The organism is Flavobacterium sp. Arc2 (genome assembly GCF_041431385.1).
GTDB lineage: Bacteria > Bacteroidota > Bacteroidia > Flavobacteriales > Flavobacteriaceae > Flavobacterium.
This window is the reverse complement of record NZ_JASMRH010000018.1, coordinates 44,707-71,035: the sequence shown is the minus strand read 5'-3', so window position 1 is coordinate 71,035 and position 26,329 is coordinate 44,707. Positions and strand designations below refer to the sequence as shown.

Sequence of the window (26,329 nt, the reverse complement as noted above, 5' to 3'; positions counted from 1 at the left end):
TTTATGGCTGCTAAAAAAAACAACAATAAAGGCAATACTGCCGATAAGGATTTTAAGTATTACACTAAAACATTCTGGAAGATTTTTCTTTACGGAATGGGTGCTATCGTTCTATTTTTCTTGTTTGCCTCTTGGGGCCTTTTTGGTTCCATGCCTTCTTTTGAAGATTTGGAAAACCCAGACTCAAATTTAGCCACTGAAGTTATTTCAGCGGACGGGGTGGTTTTAGGTAAATATTTTCAAAAAAACAGATCACAATTAAAATATTCTGATTTACCTAAAAACCTAGTAGATGCATTGGTAGCAACCGAAGACGAACGTTTCTACGAACATTCTGGTATTGATGGAAGAGGAACATTAAGAGCTATCGCCAGTTTGGGTACAAGTGGAGGAGCAAGTACTTTGACACAACAACTTGCAAAACAGTTATTTCATGGCGAGGGTTCAAAGTTCTTACCTTTTAGAATTGTGCAAAAAGTAAAAGAATGGATTATTGCTATTAGATTAGAAAGACAATATACTAAAAATGAAATTTTAGCAATGTATTGCAATGTATATGACTTTGGAAACTATTCCGTAGGAGTAAGTTCTGCAGCCCAAACCTATTTTTCAAAAGAGCCAAAAGACCTAAATATTGAAGAATCTGCCATACTAGTAGGGATGTTCAAAAACTCCGGACTATACAATCCGGTGCGAAATCCTGTAGGTGTAAAAAACCGTAGAAATGTAGTACTTGCGCAAATGGCAAAAGGAGATATTATTACGGAAAAAGAAAAAGAAAGATTACAAAGTTTACCCATTACCCTTGATTTTAAACTAGAAAGCCACAGAGAAGGAACAGCAACTTATTTTAGAGAGTACCTTCGTGATTACATGAAAAAATGGGTTGATGAAAACAAGAAACCAGACGGATCTGATTATGACATCTACAAAGATGGATTGAAAATCTATACGACTATTGATTCCAGAATGCAGTTGCATGCTGAAGAAGCAGTTGCTGCCCATATGGCAAATCTTCAGGAAGAGTTTTTTATTCAGGCTAAAAATAATAAAAATGCTCCTTTTGTAGGTATTTCAGACAAGGAAACGCAGCGCATTTTAACTCAAGCTATGAAATCTTCAAACAGATGGGCTGTTTTAAAATCAGCAGACATGAGTGATGAGGATATTATAAAATCATTTAGCGTAAAAGCAAAAATGACCGTATTTACATGGAAAGGAGAAAAGGATACGATCATGACTCCGATGGACTCCATTCGTTATTACAAACATTTTCTACAATCAGGACTTATGGCTATGGAACCACAAACGGGTAACATAAAAGCTTGGGTAGGTGGAATTAACTATAAATATTTCCAATATGACCACGTTGGTCAGGGAGCGAGACAAGTAGGTTCTACCTTCAAACCTTTTGTTTACGCTACGGCAATCGAACAATTGAACATGTCTCCATGTGATTCCATAATAGATGCCCCTTTCACTATGCCAGTAGGACGGCATCACGTAACTGCGGCATGGACGCCTAGAAACTCCAATAACAGATATTTAGGAATGGTTACTTTGAAAAAAGCATTGGCCAATTCTATAAATACTGTCTCTGCAAAGTTAATGGACAAAGTGGGACCTGAGGCGGTAGTAAAGTTGACTCATAAATTAGGGATTAAATCAGAAATACCTATTCAACCATCCATCGCATTAGGTGCTGTAGATATTACCGTAGAAGACATGGTTGCAGCATACAGTACATTTGCGAATCAAGGTGTATATACAAAACCCCAGTTTTTAAGTAGAATCGAAGACAAAAGTGGCGTTATTATTTATGAGCCAATACCCGAATCTCATGATGTATTAAACAAAGATATTGCTTTTGCTATTGTTAAATTATTGGAAGGAGTAACTGAGGGAGGTTCTGGAAACAGATTAAGAACTGAAGGTGGAGGTTATGGATATAATAGAATTACAGGATATCCCTATAAATTCACCAACCCGATTGCTGGTAAAACAGGAACAACACAAAACCAGTCCGACGGTTGGTTTATGGGAATGGTTCCAAATCTTGTGACGGGAGTCTGGGTAGGTAATGAAGACCGTTCAGCAAGATTTAAAAGTATAACGTACGGACAAGGGGCAACTGCTGCATTACCAGTTTGGGCTTACTTTATGAAACTTTGTTATGCTGACCCAGATCTTAAAGTGTCTAAAGGAGAATTTGAAAGACCAGCAAATCTATCTATAAAAGTCGATTGTTACAGTGCACCAGTTGCAAAAGACACAACTGACACGCCTCAAAACACAGATGAATTTGAATTTTAATTACAGTGAGGGGTAGGCGGATTTACAAATTTTAGACTTTCACATATTTGCGTTTCGATCGCTAAAAAGCCTTTGATTATACAATTGTTTGGACTTAAAAAATACACTATGATAAATAAAAAAGTAGCTAACGTTCAAATTGCTCTTGAAGGAGTTGAAAACGGAATGACCATCATGTTAGGTGGTTTTGGTCTCTGTGGCATCCCTGAAAATTCAATTGCTGAATTGGTACACAAAGAAACTACTGGCCTGACCTGTATTTCCAATAATGCTGGTGTTGACGATTTCGGTCTTGGCTTATTATTACAAAAAAAACAAATCAAGAAGATGATCTCTTCTTATGTTGGAGAAAATGCTGAGTTCGAACGCCAGATGCTTTCTGGAGAACTGGATGTCGAGTTGATTCCACAGGGAACTTTGGCAGAACGTTGTCGCGCAGCTCAGGCTGGAATACCTGCTTTTTTCACTCCTGCAGGTTATGGTACTGAAGTAGCTGAAGGTAAAGAAGTCAGAGAATTTAATGGAAAAATGCATATAATGGAGTTGGCTTTCAATGCTGACTTTGCTATCGTAAAAGCGTGGAAAGGAGATACTGCTGGAAATCTAATCTTTAAAGGAACTGCTAGAAACTTCAATCCTTGTATGGCTGGAGCTGCCAAAATCACAGTTGCCGAAGTAGAAGAATTAGTTGAAGCGGGAACGCTGGACCCAAATCAAATTCATATTCCTGGAATATTCGTGCAACGTATTTTTCAAGGTTCAAAATATGAAAAAAGAATTGAGCAACGTACAACTAGAAAAAGAGAGTAATCATGGCATTAGACAAGATAGGTATTGCAAAACGTATTGCACAGGAACTTAAGGACCGTTATTTCGTGAATTTAGGCATCGGTATTCCAACGTTGGTAGCGAATTACATCCCAAAAGGAATTGACGTCGAATTTCAAAGCGAAAATGGTGTTTTAGGCATGGGACCTTTTCCTTTTGAAGGCGAGGAAGATGCAGATATAATCAATGCAGGAAAGCAAACGATAACAACATTACCAGGAGCCTCTTTTTTTGATTCAGCTCTAAGTTTCGGAATGATTCGTGGACAACATGTTGACCTAACTATTCTGGGCGCTATGGAAGTCTCTGAAGACGGAGATATCGCTAACTGGAAAATTCCAGGAAAAATGGTAAAAGGAATGGGTGGTGCAATGGATTTAGTTGCATCTGCTGAAAACATTATTGTTGCCATGATGCATGTGAACAAAGCAGGGCAATCTAAGATTCTTAAAAAATGTACTTTGCCATTAACTGGGGTTGGTTGCGTGAAAAAAGTAGTGACTGAATTAGCTGTATTAGAAGTAACTCCTAAAGGTTTTAAATTATTAGAACGTGCACCAGGAGTTAGCGTCGAACATATTATCGCTTCCACTGAAGCAGCGTTAATTATTGAAGGCGATATACCCGAGATGATTATTGATTAAGACTTAAATACTATTCTATATACAAAGAGCACCCTTTACAGGATGCTCTTTTTGTTTATTCTAAAAAATATTTTTTTTTGCAAAACAACCCTGCTGTCGTATTTACTTTTGCAACATATATTCTAGTAGCTTCTTTATCTAAAAGTAATTCTATTTCGCTTTGATCTTCTAAGCCGATACCATGACTACGTATTAATTGATCCAAAACGATTTACAACAAAACACCTGTCACTTGCGTATCCTGAAAACTGTTGTGAATGTTTAATGTACCTTCGTTATCTGCATAAATTATTTGAATACCGTTTTCTAAAAAGCTTTCTTTTACGTTAAGTGTTTCGTCATGAAACTGTAAAGAAAATCGATTTGTATATTTGGCTGCTACCAAATCAATTGTCAATATATCATGATAAATTTAAAAAAACATATCGCTATTTTAAAATCGTTTAAAGTACAGAATACACTTTAAAACTTATAACTGACAAAGGTTTAGCGCAATTAGATTCGCTTTTGTAAATGGTTTTTCGACAAAATGAATTATTTTTGAATATCCTGCTGCTTTCTCCTTATCCTCCTGATCTACCGATGAAGTAACCATAATTACTTCGATTTTCTTATCAAAACCTTCTTCGTGAATAATATCTAACAAGCCCCAGCCATCCATAACAGGCATATTAATATCCAAAAACAATAAAATAGTTTCCCCATCACTAGAAAGACTATCAAAAAAATCTAACGCCTTACTTGCCGAATTAAAAGTTTTTGGTGAATCATCAAGACCAACAGCCTGAATTATCTTACTGTGTAAAAACAAAACTATCTCGTCATCGTCTACAACAACTATATTATAACTCATTGCTATTCTGTTTTATTAATAGTTTCTGTTTTTTTTACAATATCTCTAATAATAGTATCGAGCTCCGTTCCTGCATCAAAAAAATGACTCAATAAGTCTTCGTATTCTGAAGGCACTGTATCTGACTCTTTCATAAACTCAACAATAGACATCATTTTTGCCAACGGCGCTCTAACAACATGAGAGTGAGTCCAAGCGATATCTTTGAGACTTTTATTCTGGTCTTCAATAGTGGTAATGTGCTGCATCTGCTTTGTGATATCATTTGCCATTACCAGTTTTACCTTTTGGTTTTTAAAGTAAATGATATTGCTTTGTACCTCAACATTCATTATCGCTCCATTTTTTTTCTTGTGTCTTAAGTATCTTTTTTTAAAGCTATCTCTATACTGACTAAAAGAATTAACTCCTTCATCAAAAATTGGATAATCCTCTTCTGGCCATATATCTTTTACGGTCATTTTTAAAAACTCCTGCTTGGTATAACCATATTTCTTTATAACGGCTTCATTAACGTCTAAAAAATTGAATGTCCCCAAATCATAAACCCACATAGGAAGTGGACTTAAGTGAAAAAGGTCGCTATAACGTGTTTTTGCATCATCATATGAAAAAAATATTTTCTTCCGTTCTATAGAACAAACGATGCTCTTATACAACGTAGCAGCTGTTAAGTCTTCCTTTACTAAATAATCTGAAATACCCTGAGAAATTGATCTGATGCTAAAACCAACATCAGCATTTGAAGTCAATGCGATTATGGGGCAGAATAAAACCTTATCTACCATTTCATTAACCAAATTTTGAGGGGTTATACCTGGTAACGTAAGATCTAATAGAACAATATCGAAAAATTTATCATCAGAAGATAAAATAGCAGAAGCTTCTTCAAAGTCTTTCGCATATTTAATTTCGAAATCAAAATCCAGCTCCCTTAGCAACTGTTCAATCCGCTTCGTGTCAGTTAAATTATCTTCAACAACTAAAATTGAATATGTTTTCTCTTCTTTATTCATTTTGTTTGAAAAATTGCACTGCGTTTTGCAAAAGCTTTAATTAAGTGATACTTTCTTCATTACTGTTTTTTTTTTTAAAATCAACTAAGATCTTAAAAACAAAAGTGTTATTATTGTTTTCGTTTTTAAAACAATTTAGATAGTGCAAATATAACATTCCTTTTTGTATTACGATATAATTATGCCTCTTTTGGCTTGGTAAGACTAACTATCATTCCCTTTGGGTATAGCCTCTATCAGCATTTTTGTATATTCTTTTTGAGGATTAGCATACAATTCATCAGCATCAGCAATTTCCTCAATTCTTCCCTTGTTCATGACCAAGACCTGATCGCTCATATATTTCACTACAGCCAAATCGTGGGAAATAAAAATATAAGTAAACCCGAAATTCTCTTTTAACTCATTTAAAAGGTTTAATACCTGCGCTTGAACAGATATATCCAATGCCGAAACTGATTCATCACAAACGATTAATTTGGGCTGTAACGCTATAGTTCTTGCTATTCCGATGCGTTGCCTTTGTCCGCCAGAAAACTCATGCGGATATCTATTAAAATAATCCTCTCCTAAACCTACTCTTTCGAGAATTTCAATCGTTCTTGCTTTTCTTTCTTTGTCATTTTTATACAACCCATGCACTTTCATGGGCTCCATAATAGCTTTACCTACAGGAATCCTCGGATTTAATGAAGAATAAGGATCTTGAAAAATAATCTGAATTTCCTTTCTCAGTTTTTTGAGTTCTGCATTGCCCAGTTTGGTAATATCCTGACCTCTATATAATATTTGCCCTGCAGTCGCTTTATCTAATTGTAAAATAGCATTCCCTAGCGTCGATTTCCCGCAGCCGCTCTCCCCCACTAAACCTAAAGTTTCTCCCTCATACAATTTAAAACTCACGTCATTCACGGCTTTAAACCCTGTTTTTTTTCCAAAGAAACCTGCTGTAGAAAAATATTCTTTCTCCACATTAACGACTTCCAAAATAGGTGTTTGACTATATAACTTGTCGTGAAAACCAATTCTATCTTCTTGGGTCACTACATCAGTATTGATCGTGTCATCTAAGAAATCCTGAATGGTGGGTAACCGCTTCAGTCGAAAATCCAAAGAAGGACGCGAAGCAATTAAGGCTTTAGTATAATTATTTTGTGGGTTTTTGAAAATTTGTTTTACTTCCCCTTGCTCCACAATTTCCCCTCGATACATCACCAAAACCCGATGCGCAATCTCAGAAACCAAAGACAAATCATGAGAAATAAAAATAATACTCATTCCTGTTTCTTGTTGAATGTCTTTTAACAACTGAATAATTTCCTTTTGAACAGTTACATCTAAGGCAGTTGTAGGCTCATCTGCAATCAATAATTTTGGTTTACAGGCAATTGCCATAGCAATCATCACACGCTGTTTTTGTCCTCCTGAAATCTCATGGGGATATTTATCGAATAATATTTCGGGATTAGGCAATTTTACTTTATCGAATAGCGAAAGTGTCTCAATCTTAGTTTCTGCTTTTGATAAACTGGTGTGTTGTAACAAAATTTCCTGCACCTGAAAACCACATTTTAATGAGGGGTTCAATGAACTCATTGGCTCCTGGAAAATCATTGCGATTTCATTTCCTCTAAGTTGCTGTAATTCTTTCTCACTCAGATGTCCTACGTTATTATTATCAAAAATAATTTCACCTTCTGAAATTCTAGAAATATTAGCAGGCAACAAGCCCATAATTGCTAAAGAAGAAACTGATTTCCCAGAACCAGATTCCCCTACAATACCGAGAATTTCATTCTGTTGCAAATCATAACTGATGTTCTTGATAACAGCGGTATAAATCCCTTCTTTTTTAAAGGAGATTTCGAGATTCTGAACGGAAAGTAAAGGATTATTCATAAATGTAAAAGTAAAAATTTAACCGTTTTAAACACAATTTTTTTAAAAAGACTAGCCTGAGACGAAATATCAATGGCAGGAATTATAGTAACTACTTACTTTCCATTTCTTTAAATATCAAACAATGCCGTATTAAACATGAATAATCTCGTCATCAATCAATAAATCTTCTCTTCGTAATCTAAGAAAAATCTGAGCAACAGCAATAGTGTCCTTCTCACAATAGGTTACAATCCGGTCAATGTCTTTATCTACATAAAAAACATGGCCTACTTGGCTGCCGTCAATATCCCCTTTGGGAGATGGTATTCCAAGCACCTTGCACATTAATCTTAAAGAGGTGTAATGCTTATAATCGCCAAATTTCCATAACTCCAGCGTATCCAAATGCGGAATTTCCCAAGGTTTTTTACCAAATAAATTAAGTTTATCTGGCAGTGCAATTTGATTGATAATCATTCTTCTTGCCATGAACGGAATATCAAATTCCTTAGCATTATGACCGCACAAAATATGTTGTGGTTGGTTAAAGTGATTATTCAACAAATTATTAAAGTCGTGAAGTATTTTCTTTTCATCGCCAAAAAAAGAAGTAACGCGAAAGTTTCGTATATCACCTTTGATGGTAAAATAACCAACAGAAATGCAAATTATTTTTCCGAATTCAGCCCAGATTCCTGCTCTATCGTAAAAATCCTCTGGGGTATAATCTTCCTTTCTTTGGTATTGGGTTTTAAGCTCCCACAGGGTCTTCATTTCAGAATCTAGTTCGGTATAATCAGCGGCTTCCGGAACCGTCTCTATATCTAAGAAAAGTATATTATTGAGGTTTATTTTTTCTATCATATTTATGGCACCCAGATTTATAAGGATTAATACAAATTTTCTTTTCTATCGAAATTTATAACGCTTGACATTAACGATCTTCGAATATAAAGAAAATCGTGCAATTTGTATTTAATTCTCTAAAATAAACTTTGTTGCTTTGTTGGATTTTCATGTTCCAACAGCCATTTTTTACGCCATAAACCTCCTGCATAACCCGTAAGTGAACCATCGGACCCAATCACTCGGTGGCATGGAACAACAATCCAAAGCGGGTTTTTTCCATTGGCGGAAGCCACAGCACGGATCGCTTTCACGTCACCTAAAACCTTAGACTGATCCAAATACGTTCTCGTTTTACCATATGGAATCTCTAATAAGGCGCTCCATACTTTTTGTTGAAATTCAGTCCCCTCAGGATTGAGTTCTAAAGTGAAGTCAGTCCTTTTTCCGTCAAAATATTCGTTGAGTTGCGTTACAGCTTCTTGTAAAGCCTTTGGAATCAAAGTTGGAATCAACCCCCCATCTGAAACAGTAATTGAGGAAATCCCATTTTCATCTCCAATAATTGTTGCAAAACCCAGTGGTGTTTTAACGCGAGCTGTTTCCATAGTAAATAATTATGAGTTGCAAAGTAAACAAAGTTTTGTAAAATTATTTCTAAATAAAAAAACCACTCGATTTACGAATGGTTCTTGTTTTTTTTAACCCTGATAGAAATAACATCTTTTATATTTTTGCTCCCAAAAACATAAAGATAAAATGTTGTGAAGCATCGGCAGCAGGAAAGAACCCCCTAATCTTCTTCAGGTAGAATGTCTAAATTACTTTAAATTAGAATTGATATATGCTTCTAATCCTTGTAATTCTTCGGTAGAAAGCGCTTTTGTAATTGCAAAATTTGCTTTCATTACTTCGTACTGAGATGGATCAACCAATGGTTTTGCATCATCTTTTAAGAAAGCGATTATATTTCCGCCTTTAGCTTTATAAACCGCAGCTATCTCTTGTACGCTCGGCCCGATTAATTTGGAATCTATCTTGTGACACGTTGCACAAGTTCCTTTTCCGTTAAATATTGTTTCACCAAGTTCTTCTGGAGTTTGCGCTACTGCCGGCATTCCTTCAGAAGATGATTCTGTAGCCGTTGCTGGTTCTTGTTTACCAAAAGATTCTTCTTCCTTTCCTTTACAAGAGAATGTTAGTAATACGATTGCAATAAAAATTATTTTTTTCATGACTTGAAATGTTTAAACTCAAAGTTAATCAACTTAAATTTTTTATCAAATGATAATTGTCAGTTTTATTTGTTTAAAAATATTGCTGCTTCTTTAGCAAAATAAGTCGAAATTAAACTTGCCCCAGCACGTTTGATGCACATTAATTGCTCCATCATGGTTTTGTCGTGGTCTAACCATCCTCTTTCGGCGGCGGCCTTGATCATTGCATATTCACCTGAAACGTGAAAAACAGTTACTGGAACATTTACCGCGTTTTTTACTTCACGCACAATGTCTAAGTAAGCAATTCCAGGCTTTACCATTACCATATCAGCGCCTTCTTCAACATCCCAAAGGGCTTCTTTGACAGCTTCAATACGATTAGCATAATCCATTTGATAGGTTTTTTTATCTTTTGGAATTTCATTATTATCAACTGGCGCGCTGTCTAAAGCATCGCGAAAAGGCCCGTAAAATGCCGAAGCGTATTTAGCCGAATAACTCATGATTCCCACATTGTGAAAACCAGCAGCATCAAGACCTTGACGCAAACGTAAAACCCTTCCGTCCATCATGTCAGATGGCGCAACAAAGTCGGCGCCAGCCTCAGCGTGTGAAACTGCCATTTTTACCAAAGCTTCGTTTGTTGAGTCGTTTTCTACATCACCGTTTGTAATGATTCCATCGTGACCATAAATAGAATAAGGATCTAAGGCTACATCTGGCATCACAATCATTTCAGGACAAGCCGTTTTGATTGCACGAATAGCTTCTTGCATCAATCCGTCTTTATTCCAAGCTTCTTTTCCCGTATTGTCTTTCAGGTTTTCACTTACTTTTACATAGATATTTACCGCACGAATACCTAAAGCAAACAGTTCTTTGATTTCTTCTACCGTTAAATCAATCGAACGACGAAAGATTCCTGGCATTGAAGGAATTCCAATTTTTACATTTTCTCCCTCTGCAATAAACATAGGGAACATAAAATCTGATGGACTTAAAGTAGTCTCGCGAACTAGACTTCTCATTGATTCGTTAACACGTAATCTTCTACCTCTGTGTAATGGAAACATAATATTTTGTTTTTTTAGCTCCTTAGGAGCGTAATATTTATAGGAAATTAATTTTATTTAAAAGAACCCCATAGGGGTGGCACCTTTAAACGTTGTTTTTATAAAACATCTTCAAATATATATTCGTTTTTATAATCTACATCAAATGCTTTTAAAAATTCTATATATTCTTCTTTGAAAGTTTTCTTTTTATGATGTTCTTCTTGATTTTGTATATAATTGATAACATTTGTCAATTGAGAATGATTATATGAAAAAGCGCCAAAGCCAGTTTGCCATTCAAATTTACCATTTATCCACTTCTTGTCATTTATAAAACGAGATGAATTAGCCTTAACATCTCTAACCATATCAGATAACGACTTGTCAGGTTTTAATCCAATCAAAATATGGATATGGTCAGGCATTCCATTAATAGCAATTAATTTTTGACCTTCATTTGTAACAATTCCTGTGATATATTTGTATAATTCATCTTTCCACTTTTTGGAAATTAGATTGTTTCTGCCTTTTACAGAAAATACAATATGAAGATATATTTGGGTATAAGTATTTGCCATTTTTTTATTTAAAATGTTTAACTCGAAGTTTTCAATATACCACCCCTACGGGGTTCATTTAAACGTGTGTGGTTTTTTCTATAAATATAGCGCTCCTATGGAGCTTTTACAAAAAAAGTGCTAATGAAAATTAAATAATTTAAAATAAATTAAACCCAGTCTCTCGGGTTTTCCAATACGTTTACTAATTTCTCTTCTTCACTGCCTTCTTCCGCATGATGATCGTAAACCCATTGTACATGTGGCGGTAAACTCATCAGGATGCTTTCGATTCTCCCGTTAGTTTTTAGGCCAAATAAAGTCCCTTTGTCGTGAACCAAATTAAACTCCACATAACGACCGCGACGGATTTCCTGCCAAGTTTTTAGTTCCGGAGTATAGGCTAAATTTTTTCTTTTTCCAACAATCGGCACATAAGCTTCAAGGAAACTGTTACCAACTTCAGATACAAAGTCAAACCAGTTTTCCATACTCATTTCGTCAGTAGCTTTGCAGTAGTCAAAGAATAACCCACCTATTCCGCGTGCTTCATTGCGATGAGCGTTCCAAAAATAGGCGTCACATTGTTTTTTATATTTTGGATAAAATTCAGGATTGTGTTTGTCACATGCCGTTTTACAAGTTTGGTGAAAATGGATTGCGTCTTCTTCAAACAAATAATAAGGTGTTAAATCTTGTCCACCGCCAAACCATTGTTGAATCACTTTCCCGTTTTCATCGTACATTTCAAAATAGCGCCAGTTGGCATGCACCGTAGGCACCATTGGACTTTTAGGATGTAAAACTAAACTCAGTCCACAAGCAAAAAAATCAGCTTCGCCTACGTTAAATAGCTTTTGCATGCTTTCAGGTAATTTCCCATGAACAGCTGAGATATTTACACCGCCTTTTTCAAAAACAGCACCGTTTTCGATTACTCGGGTTCTTCCTCCTCCCCCTTCTGGGCGTTCCCATAAATCTTCTTTAAATTTGGCTTGACCATCAACAGCTTCAAGTCCTGCGACGATTGTATCTTGTAAGTTTTGTATGTAGGTAAAAAATTGTTCTTTCATTATATTAAAGCAAAAGTGTTTAAAAGTGTCTAAAAAAGTGTCTAAAAGTGTTTAAAAGTGTCTAAATTATTTCCCAATAATATCCTGCAAGACATTGTATCCTACCTTCTTTTCCTAATGCAGAAAGAAAATTTGTTACTTTCTTTTTCTTTTTATCATCTGAAAGGACAGCGGAAAGTTTTGGAATAATAAGGTTATCAATTTTATCTCGCTTGGTTTTCCCCCATCTCTTAAGGCACTCAAGTATCATCTCTTTAAAATGAGAATCGTCAAAACTACGGTTAGCTAAATACTCAGCTTGTAAATTTTCATCGTTTGTTGATTCAATAATATCATAAGATAAGTAAATATTAGGTCTCCTTCCTTCAATATATTTTGCTTTCTTAAGATGCTTGAATTCAATTTCTGTTATTTCTTTATGTTTTTGAACTTTGTCTAACAAAATGATCTCGTCTAACCCCAAATTGGAGTTTTTGATTAGAATTCTAGCAAAATTTTCATCTAAAACTTTACCCGTTATAGTCACTTTTACCTTATTGTCATCAAAATTATAATCTGGAAGTGGAAAAAATCGTTGTTTTTGAAAGTTAAATATTTTTCGAATACCACCACCTTGGGTTTCAATCATATCTAAATTTTTCATTGCTTCAACCAAAAAAGGATTGCGGTACACTTCTTCGGGAGTGTCATTTAAAACAACATCTTCTACCGACTTTGGTAAAAAAGAGCCATAATTTGAAAATACTAAATGATCATCTTCAAATTCAACAACGTTAATTCTTGCACCTTTAGAGTAATCTTGATGTGCAATAGCATTATTTATAGACTCTCGGATAGTATATGGTTCATATCGCAAAACTTCATCAGGAAATAAAGTTCCGTCACGTAGGTAACGGTATTTTAGATTTCGTATTTTCTTAAAAACTTCATCTATTGATAACAATAATGGAATTGAAAATATCTCAAAATCTTTATCTTGATTATCAAGAGTTTTTAGATTCCATCTAATCTTAACAGAAGAGTCTAAATAGTGTTCCGATTCCTCTTTCCCCAAAAGAATTAAAGCAGTTCTCGTTATCTTTCCTTTAATTGTAAGTTTCGATTTATTTAGAAAATCAACATCATTCCAATGATCAACATCGTTGAAGTATTTAGGATTCCTTTTTTTAAATTCAATACGTGCTTTTTGTAATGCCTCTTGATCTAAATCTTCAATAGTAGCGTCTTGAATAATTACTTTAGACCAATCTTCATTAACTTGAACTTGGGTCAAAATAGCATCTAACCGAGCTTTTTTCATTTCGACTAAATTATCATCTATTCGCTGCCACGTTTTTTTATGAGCATAAACAGGTAATCTAAATTGATGTTTTGGGATATGGAAAATCCAAACTGCCTTTTTAGTGTCTGAAGTAGTGAATTCCTGAACACTAAATCCTTCAATATTTAGATTGGTTATATTTCCATTAATTCTAAACCTAATATCTTCAATTGTATAACCTCCAAAATCCTGAATACCTACAATTTCATTCGTTTGATCTTGAATGCCAATAACTAAATGACCGCCTTGCATGTTTGCAATTGCAGAAACATAAGAAATAATATCGTCACCTGCTCTTCCTGAAACAGCACTTTTTAACGACTTAAATTCCTTCCACTCACACTTTTCATTTTCAAGCGGGTAGTTAGTCTTTAAATAATCTTGTAGTTCTTTTTCAGTCATGTTTACGGTAATTATTAATTACAAATATAGAAAAGTAATTTAAGTGTCTAATGTTACTTAATATTCTGACAATCAAAGTTCTTCACAAATTTGTTTTTACAGTAGCCAACTTATTAAATATATCTAATGAAAACGTCTTGCTATCTATTTGAATATGATTATAAATAGCAATTGCTTTTGCCGAAAAATCATATTGATTACTTCTAGAATACGCGATTAAAAAATCGGCGAATTTTTCTTTGTGAGTCCAATCCATTTCGTATTTATCTAACAATTGAATCAAATCTTTTTCTTCAATTTGATCTATAATTTCCGTTGTTAAATCGAAATCAGTAAGCTGATTATCAATTAAACTGGTGTCTTCAATATTCCAAAATTTGGGTACAAAAACCAAAGAAAGTAAAGTGCTTAACATAGTGTCAATCTTTACTTTCTTTTCGTCTCTTAATCCTTTATTTAGCATTTTTTATTGGTTGTATTCTTTCACTGCATCAACAAACGCCTTCGCGTGATCTACAGGAATATTTGGTAAAATTCCGTGTCCTAAATTTGCGATGTATTTGTCTTTTCCGAATTCGTCAATCATTTCATGAACCATTTTCTTGATAACAGGAATTGGAGATAATAGTCTTGACGGATCAAAATTTCCTTGTAAAGTGATGTTTCCACCTGAAAGGTATCTTGCATTTCTAGGTGAACAAGTCCAGTCAACTCCTAATGCAGAAGCTCTACTTTTCCCCATTTCGCCAAGAGCGAACCAACATCCTTTTCCGAAAACAATTACCGGAGCATCATCAGCCAAGGCTTCAATGATTTGGTTGATGTATTTCCAAGAGAATTCTTGATAATCTACTGGAGATAACATTCCGCCCCAAGAGTCAAAAATTTGAACGGCATCCACTCCTGATTTTACTTTTTCTTTCAAATATAAAATAGTGGTATCAGTGATCTTTTGTAATAAAACATGCGCTGCTTCTGGGTGTGAGAAACAAAAACCCTTGGCTTTATCAAAGCTTTTAGATCCTTGTCCTTCTACAGCGTAGCACATAATTGTCCAAGGCGAACCTGCGAAACCAATTAATGGTACCTCATCATTCAACATTTCCTTAGTCAATTTAATCGCATCAAAGACGTACCCTAAAGTTTCATGAACATCTGGAACAATTACTTTTTCGACATCTTGAATCGTACGAATAGGATTTGGTAAATATGGACCGAAATTAGGTTTCATTTCAACATCAATTCCCATTGCTTGCGGAATCACTAAGATATCCGAGAATAAAATGGCAGCATCTGGAGCAATTCTACGAATAGGCTGAACCGTGATTTCGGCAGCTAATTCTGGAGTTTGACAACGAGTAAAAAAATCATATTTATCACGCAACGCAATAAATTCAGGTAAATATCTACCCGCTTGACGCATCATCCATACTGGCGGACGCTGTACTGTTTCTCCTTTTAATGCTCTTAAAAATAAGTCGTTCTTGATCATGTTTTATATTTTATCTAATGGCTCAGTGCTTTCTTCTGTATTATAATAGGCTATAACTTCAATAATTACATCTTCGATTGTTGGTATTTCGGCAATTACAATGTTCTTAACTTTATTTAATTCTAATGATTTTGCGGTAGTATTACCTACGCAAAAACAAACTTCATTCTTGATTTTATTGTTTGTCAAATAACTTTCAACAGCAGATGGACTAAAAAATAGAATTCCGTCAAAATTTTCCTGATCTGATATTTTGAAAGGCGCTAACTTAGTTTCATAAACTTCGATTTCGTTAAAAGTTATTCCTGCGCTTTTTAATGCTTCTGGCAAAGTCTCTTTGCGCAAATTCCCGCTCAAAAAAGTATAGCTTTCTTTATTGTAAATTAACGTGATTATCTCCGCTAATTCAGATGCGTAGTCTAAATAGACATCCACAGTGAAACCATTTGCTTCTAGCAATTCTTTGGTTTTAATCCCTACACAAAAAACAGGTTTCGTCTTTAGAACTTCCCAACCGGTTTGTTCCATCAAGCTTAAAACAGCATTTTGGCTACTAAAAATCAAATTATTGTTGATTTTATTCAGTTCAAAAAGATTGTTTTTAATTTCGATAAAATCTTGTTCTAATAGATCAAAATTAGCATCAAGAAATACTTGCCTTTGTTCTTCCGACAATGTTTTGGTGGATAAAATACTTGTTTGGCTCATTATTTCTTCAAATTATTTTTAATTTCTGTCATCAATTTTGCTCCTCCATTATTCAAGACTTCTTGAGCAGCATAGAAACCTAATTTTTTCCATTCTTCGATAGGAACAATTTTTTCTACTTCAATTTTTTCTTTTCCGTCAAGCGAAAATAAAACTCCCTGAAAATGAATGGTATCTTCTTCTTCATTATAACGTGCCAAAGCCCCAATAGGTGCCGTACAACCCCCTTCTAAAGTTTTTAGAAACTGACGTTCTATATAAGTTACAATTTCAGTTTCAATATCATTTAGTTGTGACAAAGCATCAAGTGTAAACGCATCTTCTTGCATGGCAACAACAAGCATAGCACCTTGTGCAGGAGCAGGAATCATCCAATCTAAATTAATGAAATTCTCTGGTTTTAAGTTGATTCTTTCTAAACCAGCGGCAGCAAAAACAGCTCCGTTCCAGTCTCCTTCGTTGAGTTTTTTCATACGCAAATTTACATTTCCGCGAAGATCAACTACTTTATGGGTTGGATATTTATTTAACCATTGCGCTTGACGGCGCAAACTTCCTGTAGCAATAGTACCTGATTCATTAAGAAAATCAAGATTGCCTTTATGAACTAAAATATCTAAGGTATTTGCTCTTTCTAAAACTGCTGCTTGAACAATCCCTTTTGGCAAAGCCGTAGGAACGTCTTTCATAGAGTGCACCGCAATATCCACAGTACCATTTATCATAGCAACATCTAATGTTTTAGTAAAAATTCCAGTGATTCCTAATTCGTATAGTGGCTTATCAAGAATGATATCTCCGGTCGATTTAACCGATACAATTTGAGTTTTATAACCTAAATCGTTTAATTTTTTCTCTACCGTGTGTGCTTGCCAAAGTGCGAGTTCACTATCGCGTGTTCCTATTCGTATTATTTTATCTGCCATTTTTACTTTTTACAAATGATTATCAACCATTTGATTTTTTTAAACCATTAAGAAATTAAGATACATTAAGAGTAATTTAAATAACTTTTTCCCTTTGAAAGATGCTAGTTTACAAATGACTATAATTTTTCATTCAACTAGTTCTTAGCTATTTTGCTACAGCACCAATTTTAAAAACTTTCTCAATCCATTCGATGCTTTCATCTACCATGGTATCATCATCTTTCAAATGGTTCGCAAAGTGTGTTGTTATTTTTTGGATAATTCTAGCACTGATAATTTCAGCCTGTTCTAAATTAAAATCAGAAATTTTTCTACTTTGAAAATCTAATTCCGAATTTTTAATAGCATTCAGTTTATCTTTCAACGCATGAATGGTTGGAGCAAATTTTCGACCTTTGGTCCAAACATTAAACTCTTCTTTAATTTCTTCGATAATAGCCTCAGCAGCTGGAATATGATTTCTTCTGTTTTCTAAAGTCTCGTCTGTCAATTGAGATAAATAATCCATGTGAATTAAAGTAACACCATCTAATTCCTGTACATCTTCATTTACATTTTTTGGTATGGATAAATCCAAAATCAATAAAGGCTTTTTTAGATTTAAAATTGCTTTATCCACCGTAGGGTTTTGGGCGCCAGTAGCAACAACAACAACATCTGCTTTTTGCAACTCGAGGTGTAACTCTGAATAATCTTTTACAATTAAGTTCAGTTTTCCTGCTAACTTCTCTGCTTTATCTTTCGTTCTGTTGATTAGAGTAATGTGTTCGTTTTTGGTATGTTTAACCAAATTTTCACAGGTATTTCTACCAATTTTTCCAGTTCCAAACAAAAGAATATTCTTGTTTCCAATGTCTTCTACGTTCTTCATAATATATTGAACGGAAGCAAAAGAAACCGAAGTGGCTCCGGAACTTATCTCGGTGTCTGTTTTTATTTTTTTACTCGCCTGAATTACCGCATTCACTAATCTTTCCATGAAATTATTGGCAAGACCTAACGCTTTCGATTGGCTAAAACTGGTTCTTATTTGGGATATAATTTCAAAATCACCAAGAATCTGGCTGTCTAAACCTGTTCCTACGCGAAACATATGATTTATGGCTTCTTGATTTTTATATACAAAACCAACTTTTTGAAATGCTTCAACACTTCCTTGACTGTTCTCACAAATCAATTTTATTAATTGAAAAGGGTGTTCTGCAAATCCGTAAATTTCAGTACGGTTACAAGTAGAAGTCACGATTAAGCTTTCAATCCCTTCCTCCTTTGCTTGTTCCAGTAAACGTGTTTTAGCTAAAGCATCTAAGCTAAATCTTCCTCTAATCTCGGCATCTGCTTTTTTATAGCTTAATCCAACGGAGTAAAAATACTGATGCTTTGATAGGTTATTATTTTCCATATAAATACTTTTCCAAAAAGTGAGACAAAATTATCACTATAGACTTTATAAAAGTAACGCTAGAAGTTCTTTTTGTGTCGCTGAATGTTTTTTTATTTCTAATCGTCTGTTTTAATGCAAAAATAGTTAGTTTTGTACTGAAATCAAGTTATCAAGCCGTTCTTATTTAGAGTCGTTCTAAACTAAAGGAGTTTGTAATCGTCGTGTTTTAAATTAAAAAATATCGCTATGAGTTCTCAAGAAATTATAAAAATAGAAGATGATTTTACTCTAATTCGTTTTCAGAATGACAGCACAGAATCCTTTAATGCCCAACGGGAAGTCAGCAGTGGGTTGATTCAGTTTCATTTTGGATTAAAAGGAAGCGCTAAATTTATATTCAATCAAGGGAATTATGCCTTAGAATTGAAAGAAGAAAAATCACTGCTTTTATATAATCCTCAAAAAGAGTTACCGCTAAATCTAGAACTAGCACCAAATTCTTGGGTGATTTCAGTAATTATTTCGATCAAGAAATTTCACGCCTTATTTTCGACAGAAGCAGATTACATCACTTTTTTGAGCGGAGACAATAAAGATAAAAAATATTATAACGAAGGAAATATAAGTCCGTCGATGGCAATTGTATTGTCACAATTATTTCACTACAGCCTTCATCCTTCGATAAAAAATTTATACTATAAAGGAAAAGGATACGAATTATTGAGTTTGTATTTCAATCGAACGGAAGACCCTAATGCGGAACAATGTCCGTTTTTGATCGATGAAGACAATGTAATGAAAATTAGAAAAGCCAAAGAAATCATTATTGCTAATATGGCTGAACCGCCAGGATTACAAGAACTAGCAGATGAAATAGGTTTAAATTTAAAGAAACTAAAAATGGGTTTCAAACAAATTTATGGCGATACTGTTTATGGTTTTCTATTCGACTATAAAATGGATTTTGCTCGAAAGTTACTTGACAGTGGATCTTATAATGTAAATGAGGTAGGATTAAAAATAGGATACAGCACCGGAAGTCATTTCATCGCTGCCTTCAAAAAGAAATTTGCCACAACGCCAAAGAAATACTTAATGTCCATAAATCCGAATACTTAATTTATCATCGGTTTTATATATTAAACAATAAATAAAAAATAGTTAATCGTAATTTATAGAAAACCAACTTTAATTACTTTTGCCACAAGATTCCACTCCCAAAGTTTTGGGATTCGCATGCGAAGGTTTTTACCAAAAAAACTGAAGCGATGATAATAATAAAAAGATATAATTTATGAAAGGTGTATTATTAGTCAACTTAGGTTCTCCTGAAAGTCCAACTGCAAAAGATGTAAAACCTTATTTGGACGAATTTTTAATGGACAAATACGTAATTGACGTTCCGTTTTTGTTAAGAGCATTATTAGTTCGCGGAATCATTTTGCAAACACGACCTAAAAAATCAGCGGCAGCCTACGCTAAAATATGGTGGGATGAAGGTTCTCCACTTGTCGTGATCTCAAAAAGAATGCATGCTAAGGTTAAACAATTAGTGAATGTTCCCGTTTCATTAGCTATGCGTTATGGAAACCCTTCGCTTTTGTCAGGACTACAAGAACTACATGATCAAGGCGTTACTGAAGTGATGCTTTTTCCTTTGTACCCGCAACATGCAATGGCTTCTACTACTACAATATTAGAACTAGCCGAAGAACACCGTAAAAAGTATTTTCCAGAAATGAAATTTACGATAGTTCCTGCTTTTTATAACAAACCAGACTATTTACAAAACCTTGCCGATTCTATAAAAGGGCACTTGGAAGGTTATGATTATGACCACCTATTGTTTTCGTATCATGGAATTCCAGAACGACACATTCGCAAAACGGATATTACTAAATCACATTGTAAAATTGATGGCTCTTGCTGCAATACGCCCTCACCAGCACATGAATTTTGTTACCGTCACCAATGTTACGAAACAACGAAGCAGGTCGTTAAACTATTAGGTATTCCAGAAGGAAAATACAGCCAAACGTTTCAATCCCGTTTAGCAGGTGACAAATGGCTTACGCCTTACACGGATGTCGAAGTAAACAAAATGCCTGAAAAAGGAATTAAAAAATTAGCAGTGGTAACCCCTGCTTTTGTATCTGATTGTTTAGAGACATTAGAAGAAATCGCGATGGAAGCTAACCACGAATTCAAGGCACATGGTGGCGAAGAGTTCTTGGCAATTCCTTGCTTGAACGATAGCGATGCCTGGTGCAATACCGTAAGCAACTGGATTACCGAATGGGTTGCTGTTGAAAAAACGATTGCATAAATGGCAGTTTCAGCCGAGGAATTAGGAACCCAGGATATAAAAAAACTCTTGATGAAACAGGCCTTGCCTGCCTCTATTGGGATTTTGTTTATGTCCGTCAATATTCTTATTGACACAATATTTGTAGGACAGTGGATCGGTTCGCTAGCTATTGCGGCCGTAACAGTAGTCTTACCAATAACGTTCCTGATATCCTCATTAGGTATGGCTATTGGAGTGGGTGGTGGCTCTGTACTTTCGAGGGCTTTAGGCGCTAAAAAATACGAAAAAGCGAAAACCACTTTTGCCAATCAAATTATGATGACCTTTATTTTAGCATCACTTTTTGTAATAGTAGGCATCTTTTTTAGTGCTGATATGCTACTTATTTTTGGTGCAAAAGGAGCTATTATTAAACCGGCGACTGAATTTTTCTCACCTATCATTTATTCAGTACCCTTCCTTGCCCTTTGTATGATGGGAAATAATATTATAAGAGCAGAAGGCAAAGCTAAATTTGCTATGGTCGCCATGATTATTCCCGCTTTTGTTAATATTATTTTAGACATTATTTTTATAAAAGTGATGGGATTAGGAATGTTTGGAGCAGCATTAGCAACCTCCATTTCCTACTTTATGTGCTTCCTTTTCGTGCTTTGGTTTTTTGTGTACAAAAGCGAATTGAAACTAAAAGCGAGACATTTTAAATTACACTTACCCATCATTAAAGAAATTACCGAGCTAAGTTCCGTAACTTTCTCAAGACAAGGAGTAATAGGTGTTTTAGCCATTATTCTTAACCATACTTTATACTCGTATGGTGGCGAACATTCCATTGCCGTTTACGGAATAATCAGTAGAATGTTGATGTTTGCCCTATTCCCTATTCTTGGAATCACCCAAGGCTTTATCCCCATTGCAGGGTATAATTATGGAGCCCATAATTATGAAAGAGTAAAAGAAAGCATTCAAATATCAATAAAATATGCGGCTCTATTGGCTTCTTTAATTTTTGTTGTTATTCTTTACTATGCCACACCAATAGTAGCGATTTTTACTACTGATCCTACGGTTATTGCAGAAACACCTAATGCATTGCGTTGGGTATTTGCCGCTTCTCCTATTATTGCCATCCAATTAATTGGCGCAGCCTATTTTCAAGCAGCAGGAAAAGCTAAAAAAGCATTATTACTAACGCTCAGTAAACAAGGATTTTTCCTAATTCCTTTAGTTCTCATACTACCGAATTTTTTCGGTATTTTTGGGGTGTGGGTCTCCTTCCCTATTGCTGATGTATTGTCAACGATGCTAACAGGTTATTTTCTAAAAAAAGAAATGAATACAAAATTGACTAAAACTATCGATGGAATATTATAACTACCTCAAATCCCTACACCTCATCTTCGTAATCACCTGGTTTGCAGGATTATTTTATATCGTTCGTTTATTTGTTTACCAAATAGAAGCGGCAGACAAACCGTCACCTGAAAAAGAAATTTTACAAAAGCAATATAAAATAATGACGTATCGTTTGTGGTATATTATCACTTGGCCTTCGGCGATTCTAGCGAGTATTTTTGCTTTTTGGATGCTATTTTTTACTGATTTAGGAAAGTCTTGGTTGCAAATGCCTTGGATGCATGTAAAACTTGGCTTCGTATTTGTGTTGTATTTGTACCATGGTAAGTGCCATCAAATATTTAAGCAATTACAAAACGACCAAGTTAAATACACAACTAATTTTATGCGCTTATGGAATGAAGGCGCTACCATTATTCTTTTTGCAGTCGTTTTTTTAGTCGTCTTAAAAAATGCCGTCAATTGGATTTACGGAGTTGCTGGAATTTTCCTGTTTTCAATTACTATAATGTTAGGTTTTAAGTTTTATAAAAAAATACGCGAGAAGAACAGCGATCAGTGATCAGTCTTTTAGTGTTCAGTTTGTCTGAATGTTAACAAATTAAAAGACCGAATACTAAAAACAGAACAATGCTAAAAGATTTCAAATTATCGATGTTATCGCTACGAATTCGGATTTTTCTTTCGATGATCGTACTGATAATTGTAGCCTCTGTTTTATTAGCTTCCATCTCGATTATCCAATTTAAAAACGAAGCCAAAGAATACCATCAGGAGCGATTAGAAAGGAAAGAAAACGCAGTAAGAGAACATATTAATTACGTTCTTTCGACAACAACCTACCCTTTAACTACTGAAAATCTGGATTTAATTTTCAAGGATAAAATTCATGAACTAGCCCACATTCACAATATTGAAATAAATATTTACAGCCTGGAAGGGAAGCTGTTAAAATCCTCCAAAGAATCTTTTTCCGTTGATAAAGTTTCGCCTCCCATTCCAAAATACATATTAAAACTGGTTCGTTCTTCTATCGAAAAACGATATGTTGACATTAAAACCATAAACGGCGTAAAAAACAGATCTTCTTTTACCCAAATAAAAGATGACAAATTCAAACCATTGGGTGTTTTAAACTTACCTTATCTCGAGGATGACGGTTTTTATGAAAAGGAACTACACAGTTTTTTAATCCGTTTAGGACAGGTCTATACTTTCATGTTAATTGTGGCCTTTGGACTGGCTTATGTTCTTTCAACTTACATCACAAAGTCACTGAAAACAATTTCAGACCGAATAAATGAAACTAGCTTAAGCCAAAAAAATAAAAAAATAGTATTAGAAGCGAGCAGTAAAGAAATAAACTTACTGATTAAATCTTATAATCGAATGGTGGAAGAACTCGAGATAAGTGCGGTAAAATTAGCGCAAAGTGAAAGAGAAGAAGCTTGGCGCGAAATGGCAAAACAGGTAGCACATGAGATTAAAAATCCATTGACTCCAATGCGTTTGACGGTACAAAGCTTGGAAAGAAAATTCAATCCCGAAGATCCTGACATCATACAAAAAATGAAAGATTACTCGGAAACGCTGATTCAGCAAATCGACACGATGAATGCCGTTGCATCTGCTTTTTCTAATTTTGCTTCTATGCCCGCGCAGCAAAATGAAACGCTGAATGTAGTGGAAGTCGTTGAGTTGTCATTAGATATCTTCAATGACGAACACATTGTCTTTGAAAGTGAATCTCCTGAAATTATTTCAAAAATAGACCGCACACAATTGATTCGAATCATTACCAATTTGGTTAAAAACGCCATTCAATCAATACCCGAACATCAGGAAAACAAAACCGTTTTTGTCGCCGTAAAAAAAGACCTCAACAACGTGTTAATAATCGTAGAAGACAATGGAATCGGAATCAAGCCTGAAGATATTAGTCGTATTTTCGAACCCAAATTCACCACTAAAAACAGCGGAATGGGATTAGGCTTGGGTATTATCAAAAACATAATTGAAAATTACAAGGGAACAATTACCTTTGATACAGAATATGGAAAAGGAACTCGTTTTACGGTGTCTCTTCCTATAATTAACTCTTAAATTACTAAAATGAGCTACACTAACATTCTAGTTGCAAAAGAAAACAGTATTGCAACAATAACTATAAACCGCCCTACAAAACTAAATGCCCTAAATACAGTCACGATTCAAGAACTGCACCAGGCATTTCAGGAGTTGGAAAAAAATTACGAAACCCGAGTGGTAATTTTAACCGGAAGCGGTGAAAAAGCATTCGTGGCGGGAGCTGACATTGCTGAATTTGCTGATTTTTCAGTTGAAGAAGGCGTTCAATTAGCTGCCCAAGGACAAGACATTTTATTTAATTTTGTCGAAAACCTGAAAATCCCAGTTATTGCTGCCGTTAACGGATTTGCACTTGGAGGAGGATTAGAATTAGCCATGGCCTGTCACTTTAGAATCGCTTCAGATAATGCTAAAATGGGCTTGCCAGAAGTATCTTTAGGAGTTATTCCTGGATATGGTGGAACACAACGCTTACCACAGTTAATAGGTAAGGGTCGTGCCATGGAAATGATTATGACTGCTGGTATGATAACTGCTGACGAAGCCTACAGAAATGGGTTAGTAAACCATGTGGTGCCACAAGCAGAGCTTTTAGAATTCTGTAATGGAGTAGCACAAAAAATCATGAGAAACTCTCCATTGGCAATCAGCAAAGCTATAAAAGCAATAAATGCTAATTACAAAGACGGTGAAAATGGTTTTGAAACGGAAATAAAATCTTTCGGGAAATGTTTTGGTACCGAAGATTTTAAAGAAGGAACAACCGCTTTCTTAGAAAAAAGAAAAGCCGTATTTACAGGAGAATAACTAAACATTCCTTTACATCAAAATAACTTTTAACAGCAGATTCACTAGTCACAAGATTAGTGAATCTGCTGTTTTACTTCATTTAGTATTTAAATGTTAGATGATATTATACACAGAAAACAAACTTTTCTAATATTAGACCGCTATTTAGACATACAAATCTTAATTTTGCAAACTCAATCTGAGAATCATTCAACAGTTAAAAAATAATTTTATGTCATTCCAACCCGTATTCGTTCAATTTTGGGAAAAAGTTAAAGAAAGTATTCAAAACGGAACTTATGCCAAATTAACTTTGGCGAAGACCATAGGTGATACAGAACTGAAAAACATTTATGTTCGTCCTGTGTTATTGGAAGATGACGTTTTTAGTCTTTCACTTAGCGCAAAGTACAAAACAGAGGAAATAGAAAGTTTTCATACCATTGACGAAGCCTTTATCGTACTAGCACCTTATATGAACAATCCGTTTTTGACAGCCCTTTTATTCACTACAGAAAACGACATTACTTTTAAGCTGAACAAAAAAAGAGTAGGAAGCATTATAGAACAGCCACCTACGTTTAAAAATGCTTCAGATGTAATTATCGAAATGAAAGAAAAAGGAATAATATAAAAAAAACTGTTTTATCACCTTAGATCCTATTTTTCAGAGAGATCTGTTTTAAAGCAAAAAAATAAAGGAAAAAATAATATTAATAGAAAATAGATTACATCATTAAACAGTATGTTCTGCAAATTTTTTTAAAGGCTTAAAGGCCTATTTCTTGATTTGCTTTTAGCCGTTTTATAGTTATAAAAAACATCTAATTCTATAGAGTTAAGATTTGGCTATAATTGCAAGTCTAGATTAGAATACTGTTTTATTTAATCAGCAACAAATAATTATGGAAGAACCAAATTTCTCTTATTTAAACAGCTTTACAGGAGGAGATAAAGCTTTTGAAGAAAAAATACTTACCGTTTTAAAAAAGGAATTCCCTGAAGAAAGAGATGTCTATTTAATAAATATCCAAGCGAAAAAATTCGATTTAGCTGCAAACAATGTACATAAAATTAAACATAAAATTAGTCTCTTAGGGCTTGAAGTTAGTTATGTACTAGCGAATCAGCATGAATTAAACTTAAATGAGGATAACAATAATCTTCACGAAAAGTTTACTGAGATCTTAGACACCATGACTCGTTTTTTAAATGAGCTCTAGAAATTATTTATCTTAATAAAATTTTATCGCATTGCAGCTTCTT

Annotated in this window: 27 protein-coding genes; 11 read left to right on the top strand and 16 right to left on the bottom strand. The window is 34.6% G+C overall.

Annotation, left to right across the window (positions count from 1 at the left end; translation table 11 throughout):
• Positions 1-3: 3 nt before the first annotated feature.
• The 3 genes from QO182_RS13380 to QO182_RS13370 all read left to right on the top strand — a co-directional run bounded on the left by QO182_RS13380 (position 4) and on the right by QO182_RS13370 (position 3,785).
• Positions 4-2,313 (top strand): penicillin-binding protein 1A, encoded by a 2,310-nt coding sequence (locus QO182_RS13380; RefSeq protein WP_371562134.1) that lies wholly within the window; start codon positions 4-6, stop codon positions 2,311-2,313.
• 108 nt (positions 2,314-2,421) lie between these two features.
• Positions 2,422-3,123: a CoA transferase subunit A gene (locus QO182_RS13375; protein ID WP_371538219.1), complete on the top strand. Its 702-nt coding sequence runs from the start codon at positions 2,422-2,424 to the stop codon at positions 3,121-3,123.
• A 2-nt stretch (positions 3,124-3,125) separates the two neighbouring features.
• The gene (locus tag QO182_RS13370; protein ID WP_371538217.1) at positions 3,126-3,785 is read left to right on the top strand and encodes a CoA transferase subunit B; all 660 of its coding nucleotides are present in this window, start codon (positions 3,126-3,128) and stop codon (positions 3,783-3,785) included.
• 211 nt (positions 3,786-3,996) lie between these two features.
• Here the strand turns inward: QO182_RS13370 and QO182_RS13365 are convergent, their stop codons facing one another.
• The 16 genes from QO182_RS13365 to hemA form a co-directional block, all read right to left on the bottom strand.
• Positions 3,997-4,182, bottom strand: coding sequence for a hypothetical protein (locus QO182_RS13365; protein ID WP_371538212.1), 186 nt, complete (start codon positions 4,180-4,182; stop codon positions 3,997-3,999).
• Between the two features lie 72 nt (positions 4,183-4,254).
• Positions 4,255-4,638 carry a response regulator gene (locus QO182_RS13360; protein ID WP_371538210.1) on the bottom strand — a complete coding sequence of 128 codons (384 nt, stop codon included), beginning with the start codon at positions 4,636-4,638 and terminating at the stop codon, positions 4,255-4,257.
• Positions 4,639-4,640: 2 nt separating this feature from the next.
• A complete protein-coding gene (locus QO182_RS13355) occupies positions 4,641-5,654 on the bottom strand; it encodes a PAS domain S-box protein (RefSeq protein WP_371562132.1) in 1,014 nt (337 codons plus the stop codon).
• 204 nt (positions 5,655-5,858) lie between these two features.
• A complete protein-coding gene (locus QO182_RS13350; protein WP_371538205.1) occupies positions 5,859-7,553 on the bottom strand; it encodes an ABC transporter ATP-binding protein in 1,695 nt (564 codons plus the stop codon).
• A 132-nt stretch (positions 7,554-7,685) separates the two neighbouring features.
• Positions 7,686-8,399, bottom strand: a complete 714-nt coding sequence (locus QO182_RS13345; RefSeq protein WP_371538202.1) for a 3'-5' exonuclease — start codon at positions 8,397-8,399, stop codon at positions 7,686-7,688.
• Positions 8,400-8,518: 119 nt separating this feature from the next.
• Positions 8,519-8,989, bottom strand: a complete 471-nt coding sequence (locus tag QO182_RS13340) for a methylated-DNA--[protein]-cysteine S-methyltransferase (RefSeq protein ID WP_371562130.1) — start codon at positions 8,987-8,989, stop codon at positions 8,519-8,521.
• A 213-nt stretch (positions 8,990-9,202) separates the two neighbouring features.
• The gene (locus QO182_RS13335; protein WP_371538198.1) at positions 9,203-9,616 is read right to left on the bottom strand and encodes a c-type cytochrome; all 414 of its coding nucleotides are present in this window, start codon (positions 9,614-9,616) and stop codon (positions 9,203-9,205) included.
• Between the two features lie 65 nt (positions 9,617-9,681).
• A complete protein-coding gene (hemB, locus tag QO182_RS13330; RefSeq protein WP_371562128.1) occupies positions 9,682-10,674 on the bottom strand; it encodes a porphobilinogen synthase in 993 nt (330 codons plus the stop codon).
• Positions 10,675-10,772: 98 nt separating this feature from the next.
• A complete protein-coding gene (gene tnpA / locus QO182_RS13325; protein ID WP_371562126.1) occupies positions 10,773-11,234 on the bottom strand; it encodes an IS200/IS605 family transposase in 462 nt (153 codons plus the stop codon).
• Positions 11,235-11,383: 149 nt separating this feature from the next.
• Positions 11,384-12,286 (bottom strand): oxygen-dependent coproporphyrinogen oxidase, encoded by a 903-nt coding sequence (gene hemF, locus QO182_RS13320; protein ID WP_371562124.1) that lies wholly within the window; start codon positions 12,284-12,286, stop codon positions 11,384-11,386.
• 61 nt (positions 12,287-12,347) lie between these two features.
• Positions 12,348-14,009 carry an ATP-binding protein gene (locus QO182_RS13315; protein ID WP_371562122.1) on the bottom strand — a complete coding sequence of 554 codons (1,662 nt, stop codon included), beginning with the start codon at positions 14,007-14,009 and terminating at the stop codon, positions 12,348-12,350.
• Positions 14,010-14,091: 82 nt separating this feature from the next.
• Positions 14,092-14,472, bottom strand: coding sequence for a hypothetical protein (locus tag QO182_RS13310; RefSeq protein WP_371562120.1), 381 nt, complete (start codon positions 14,470-14,472; stop codon positions 14,092-14,094).
• A 3-nt stretch (positions 14,473-14,475) separates the two neighbouring features.
• A complete protein-coding gene (gene hemE, locus QO182_RS13305; protein WP_371562118.1) occupies positions 14,476-15,501 on the bottom strand; it encodes a uroporphyrinogen decarboxylase in 1,026 nt (341 codons plus the stop codon).
• A 3-nt stretch (positions 15,502-15,504) separates the two neighbouring features.
• Positions 15,505-16,209 (bottom strand): uroporphyrinogen-III synthase, encoded by a 705-nt coding sequence (locus QO182_RS13300; RefSeq protein WP_371562116.1) that lies wholly within the window; start codon positions 16,207-16,209, stop codon positions 15,505-15,507.
• On the bottom strand, positions 16,209-17,135 hold the full coding sequence (hemC, locus tag QO182_RS13295) for a hydroxymethylbilane synthase (RefSeq protein WP_371538173.1): 927 nt from the start codon (positions 17,133-17,135) through the stop codon (positions 16,209-16,211). Before hemC ends, QO182_RS13300 begins: the two co-directional genes overlap by 1 nt.
• A 148-nt stretch (positions 17,136-17,283) precedes the next feature.
• The gene (gene hemA / locus QO182_RS13290; protein ID WP_371538170.1) at positions 17,284-18,540 is read right to left on the bottom strand and encodes a glutamyl-tRNA reductase; all 1,257 of its coding nucleotides are present in this window, start codon (positions 18,538-18,540) and stop codon (positions 17,284-17,286) included.
• Between the two features lie 228 nt (positions 18,541-18,768).
• On the opposite strand from hemA, the gene QO182_RS13285 reads away from it, so the two are divergent.
• The 8 genes from QO182_RS13285 to QO182_RS13250 all read left to right on the top strand — a co-directional run bounded on the left by QO182_RS13285 (position 18,769) and on the right by QO182_RS13250 (position 26,286).
• The gene (locus QO182_RS13285; protein ID WP_074720193.1) at positions 18,769-19,641 is read left to right on the top strand and encodes an AraC family transcriptional regulator; all 873 of its coding nucleotides are present in this window, start codon (positions 18,769-18,771) and stop codon (positions 19,639-19,641) included.
• Positions 19,642-19,816: 175 nt separating this feature from the next.
• Positions 19,817-20,848, top strand: coding sequence for a ferrochelatase (gene hemH / locus QO182_RS13280; protein WP_371562114.1), 1,032 nt, complete (start codon positions 19,817-19,819; stop codon positions 20,846-20,848).
• Positions 20,849-22,204 (top strand): MATE family efflux transporter, encoded by a 1,356-nt coding sequence (locus QO182_RS13275; RefSeq protein ID WP_371538165.1) that lies wholly within the window; start codon positions 20,849-20,851, stop codon positions 22,202-22,204. It begins immediately after the preceding gene.
• Entirely contained in the window at positions 22,191-22,748 is a 558-nt protein-coding gene (locus QO182_RS13270; protein ID WP_371562112.1) for a CopD family protein, read from the top strand. Before QO182_RS13275 ends, QO182_RS13270 begins: the two co-directional genes overlap by 14 nt.
• A 125-nt stretch (positions 22,749-22,873) precedes the next feature.
• Complete coding sequence (locus tag QO182_RS13265) at positions 22,874-24,289, top strand: PAS domain-containing sensor histidine kinase (RefSeq protein ID WP_371562157.1); 1,416 nt, start codon at positions 22,874-22,876, stop codon at positions 24,287-24,289.
• 9 nt (positions 24,290-24,298) lie between these two features.
• A complete protein-coding gene (locus QO182_RS13260; RefSeq protein ID WP_371538160.1) occupies positions 24,299-25,081 on the top strand; it encodes an enoyl-CoA hydratase/isomerase family protein in 783 nt (260 codons plus the stop codon).
• A gap of 214 nt (positions 25,082-25,295) precedes the next feature.
• On the top strand, positions 25,296-25,697 hold the full coding sequence (locus QO182_RS13255) for a hypothetical protein (protein ID WP_371538157.1): 402 nt from the start codon (positions 25,296-25,298) through the stop codon (positions 25,695-25,697).
• 271 nt (positions 25,698-25,968) lie between these two features.
• Positions 25,969-26,286, top strand: a complete 318-nt coding sequence (locus QO182_RS13250; RefSeq protein WP_371562111.1) for an Hpt domain-containing protein — start codon at positions 25,969-25,971, stop codon at positions 26,284-26,286.
• Positions 26,287-26,329 lie beyond the last annotated feature (43 nt).

Coding starts and splice junctions, on each gene's coding strand:
- QO182_RS13285 (WP_074720193.1), top strand. CDS start 18,769: ATGAGTTCTCAAGAAATTATAAAAATAGAAGATGATTTTACTCTAATT.
- QO182_RS13275 (WP_371538165.1), top strand. CDS start 20,849: ATGGCAGTTTCAGCCGAGGAATTAGGAACCCAGGATATAAAAAAACTC.
- QO182_RS13345 (WP_371538202.1), bottom strand. CDS start 8,399: ATGATAGAAAAAATAAACCTCAATAATATACTTTTCTTAGATATAGAG.
- QO182_RS13315 (WP_371562122.1), bottom strand. CDS start 14,009: ATGACTGAAAAAGAACTACAAGATTATTTAAAGACTAACTACCCGCTT.
- QO182_RS13360 (WP_371538210.1), bottom strand. CDS start 4,638: ATGAGTTATAATATAGTTGTTGTAGACGATGACGAGATAGTTTTGTTT.
- QO182_RS13270 (WP_371562112.1), top strand. CDS start 22,191: ATGGAATATTATAACTACCTCAAATCCCTACACCTCATCTTCGTAATC.
- hemC (WP_371538173.1), bottom strand. CDS start 17,135: ATGGCAGATAAAATAATACGAATAGGAACACGCGATAGTGAACTCGCA.
- tnpA (WP_371562126.1), bottom strand. CDS start 11,234: ATGGCAAATACTTATACCCAAATATATCTTCATATTGTATTTTCTGTA.
- hemH (WP_371562114.1), top strand. CDS start 19,817: ATGAAAGGTGTATTATTAGTCAACTTAGGTTCTCCTGAAAGTCCAACT.
- hemA (WP_371538170.1), bottom strand. CDS start 18,540: ATGGAAAATAATAACCTATCAAAGCATCAGTATTTTTACTCCGTTGGA.
- QO182_RS13300 (WP_371562116.1), bottom strand. CDS start 16,209: ATGAGCCAAACAAGTATTTTATCCACCAAAACATTGTCGGAAGAACAA.
- QO182_RS13250 (WP_371562111.1), top strand. CDS start 25,969: ATGGAAGAACCAAATTTCTCTTATTTAAACAGCTTTACAGGAGGAGAT.
- hemF (WP_371562124.1), bottom strand. CDS start 12,286: ATGAAAGAACAATTTTTTACCTACATACAAAACTTACAAGATACAATC.
- QO182_RS13380 (WP_371562134.1), top strand. CDS start 4: ATGGCTGCTAAAAAAAACAACAATAAAGGCAATACTGCCGATAAGGAT.
- QO182_RS13310 (WP_371562120.1), bottom strand. CDS start 14,472: ATGCTAAATAAAGGATTAAGAGACGAAAAGAAAGTAAAGATTGACACT.
- QO182_RS13255 (WP_371538157.1), top strand. CDS start 25,296: ATGTCATTCCAACCCGTATTCGTTCAATTTTGGGAAAAAGTTAAAGAA.
- QO182_RS13335 (WP_371538198.1), bottom strand. CDS start 9,616: ATGAAAAAAATAATTTTTATTGCAATCGTATTACTAACATTCTCTTGT.
- QO182_RS13340 (WP_371562130.1), bottom strand. CDS start 8,989: ATGGAAACAGCTCGCGTTAAAACACCACTGGGTTTTGCAACAATTATT.
- hemB (WP_371562128.1), bottom strand. CDS start 10,674: ATGTTTCCATTACACAGAGGTAGAAGATTACGTGTTAACGAATCAATG.
- QO182_RS13350 (WP_371538205.1), bottom strand. CDS start 7,553: ATGAATAATCCTTTACTTTCCGTTCAGAATCTCGAAATCTCCTTTAAA.
- QO182_RS13370 (WP_371538217.1), top strand. CDS start 3,126: ATGGCATTAGACAAGATAGGTATTGCAAAACGTATTGCACAGGAACTT.
- QO182_RS13265 (WP_371562157.1), top strand. CDS start 22,874: ATGATCGTACTGATAATTGTAGCCTCTGTTTTATTAGCTTCCATCTCG.
- QO182_RS13375 (WP_371538219.1), top strand. CDS start 2,422: ATGATAAATAAAAAAGTAGCTAACGTTCAAATTGCTCTTGAAGGAGTT.
- QO182_RS13260 (WP_371538160.1), top strand. CDS start 24,299: ATGAGCTACACTAACATTCTAGTTGCAAAAGAAAACAGTATTGCAACA.
- hemE (WP_371562118.1), bottom strand. CDS start 15,501: ATGATCAAGAACGACTTATTTTTAAGAGCATTAAAAGGAGAAACAGTA.
- QO182_RS13355 (WP_371562132.1), bottom strand. CDS start 5,654: ATGAATAAAGAAGAGAAAACATATTCAATTTTAGTTGTTGAAGATAAT.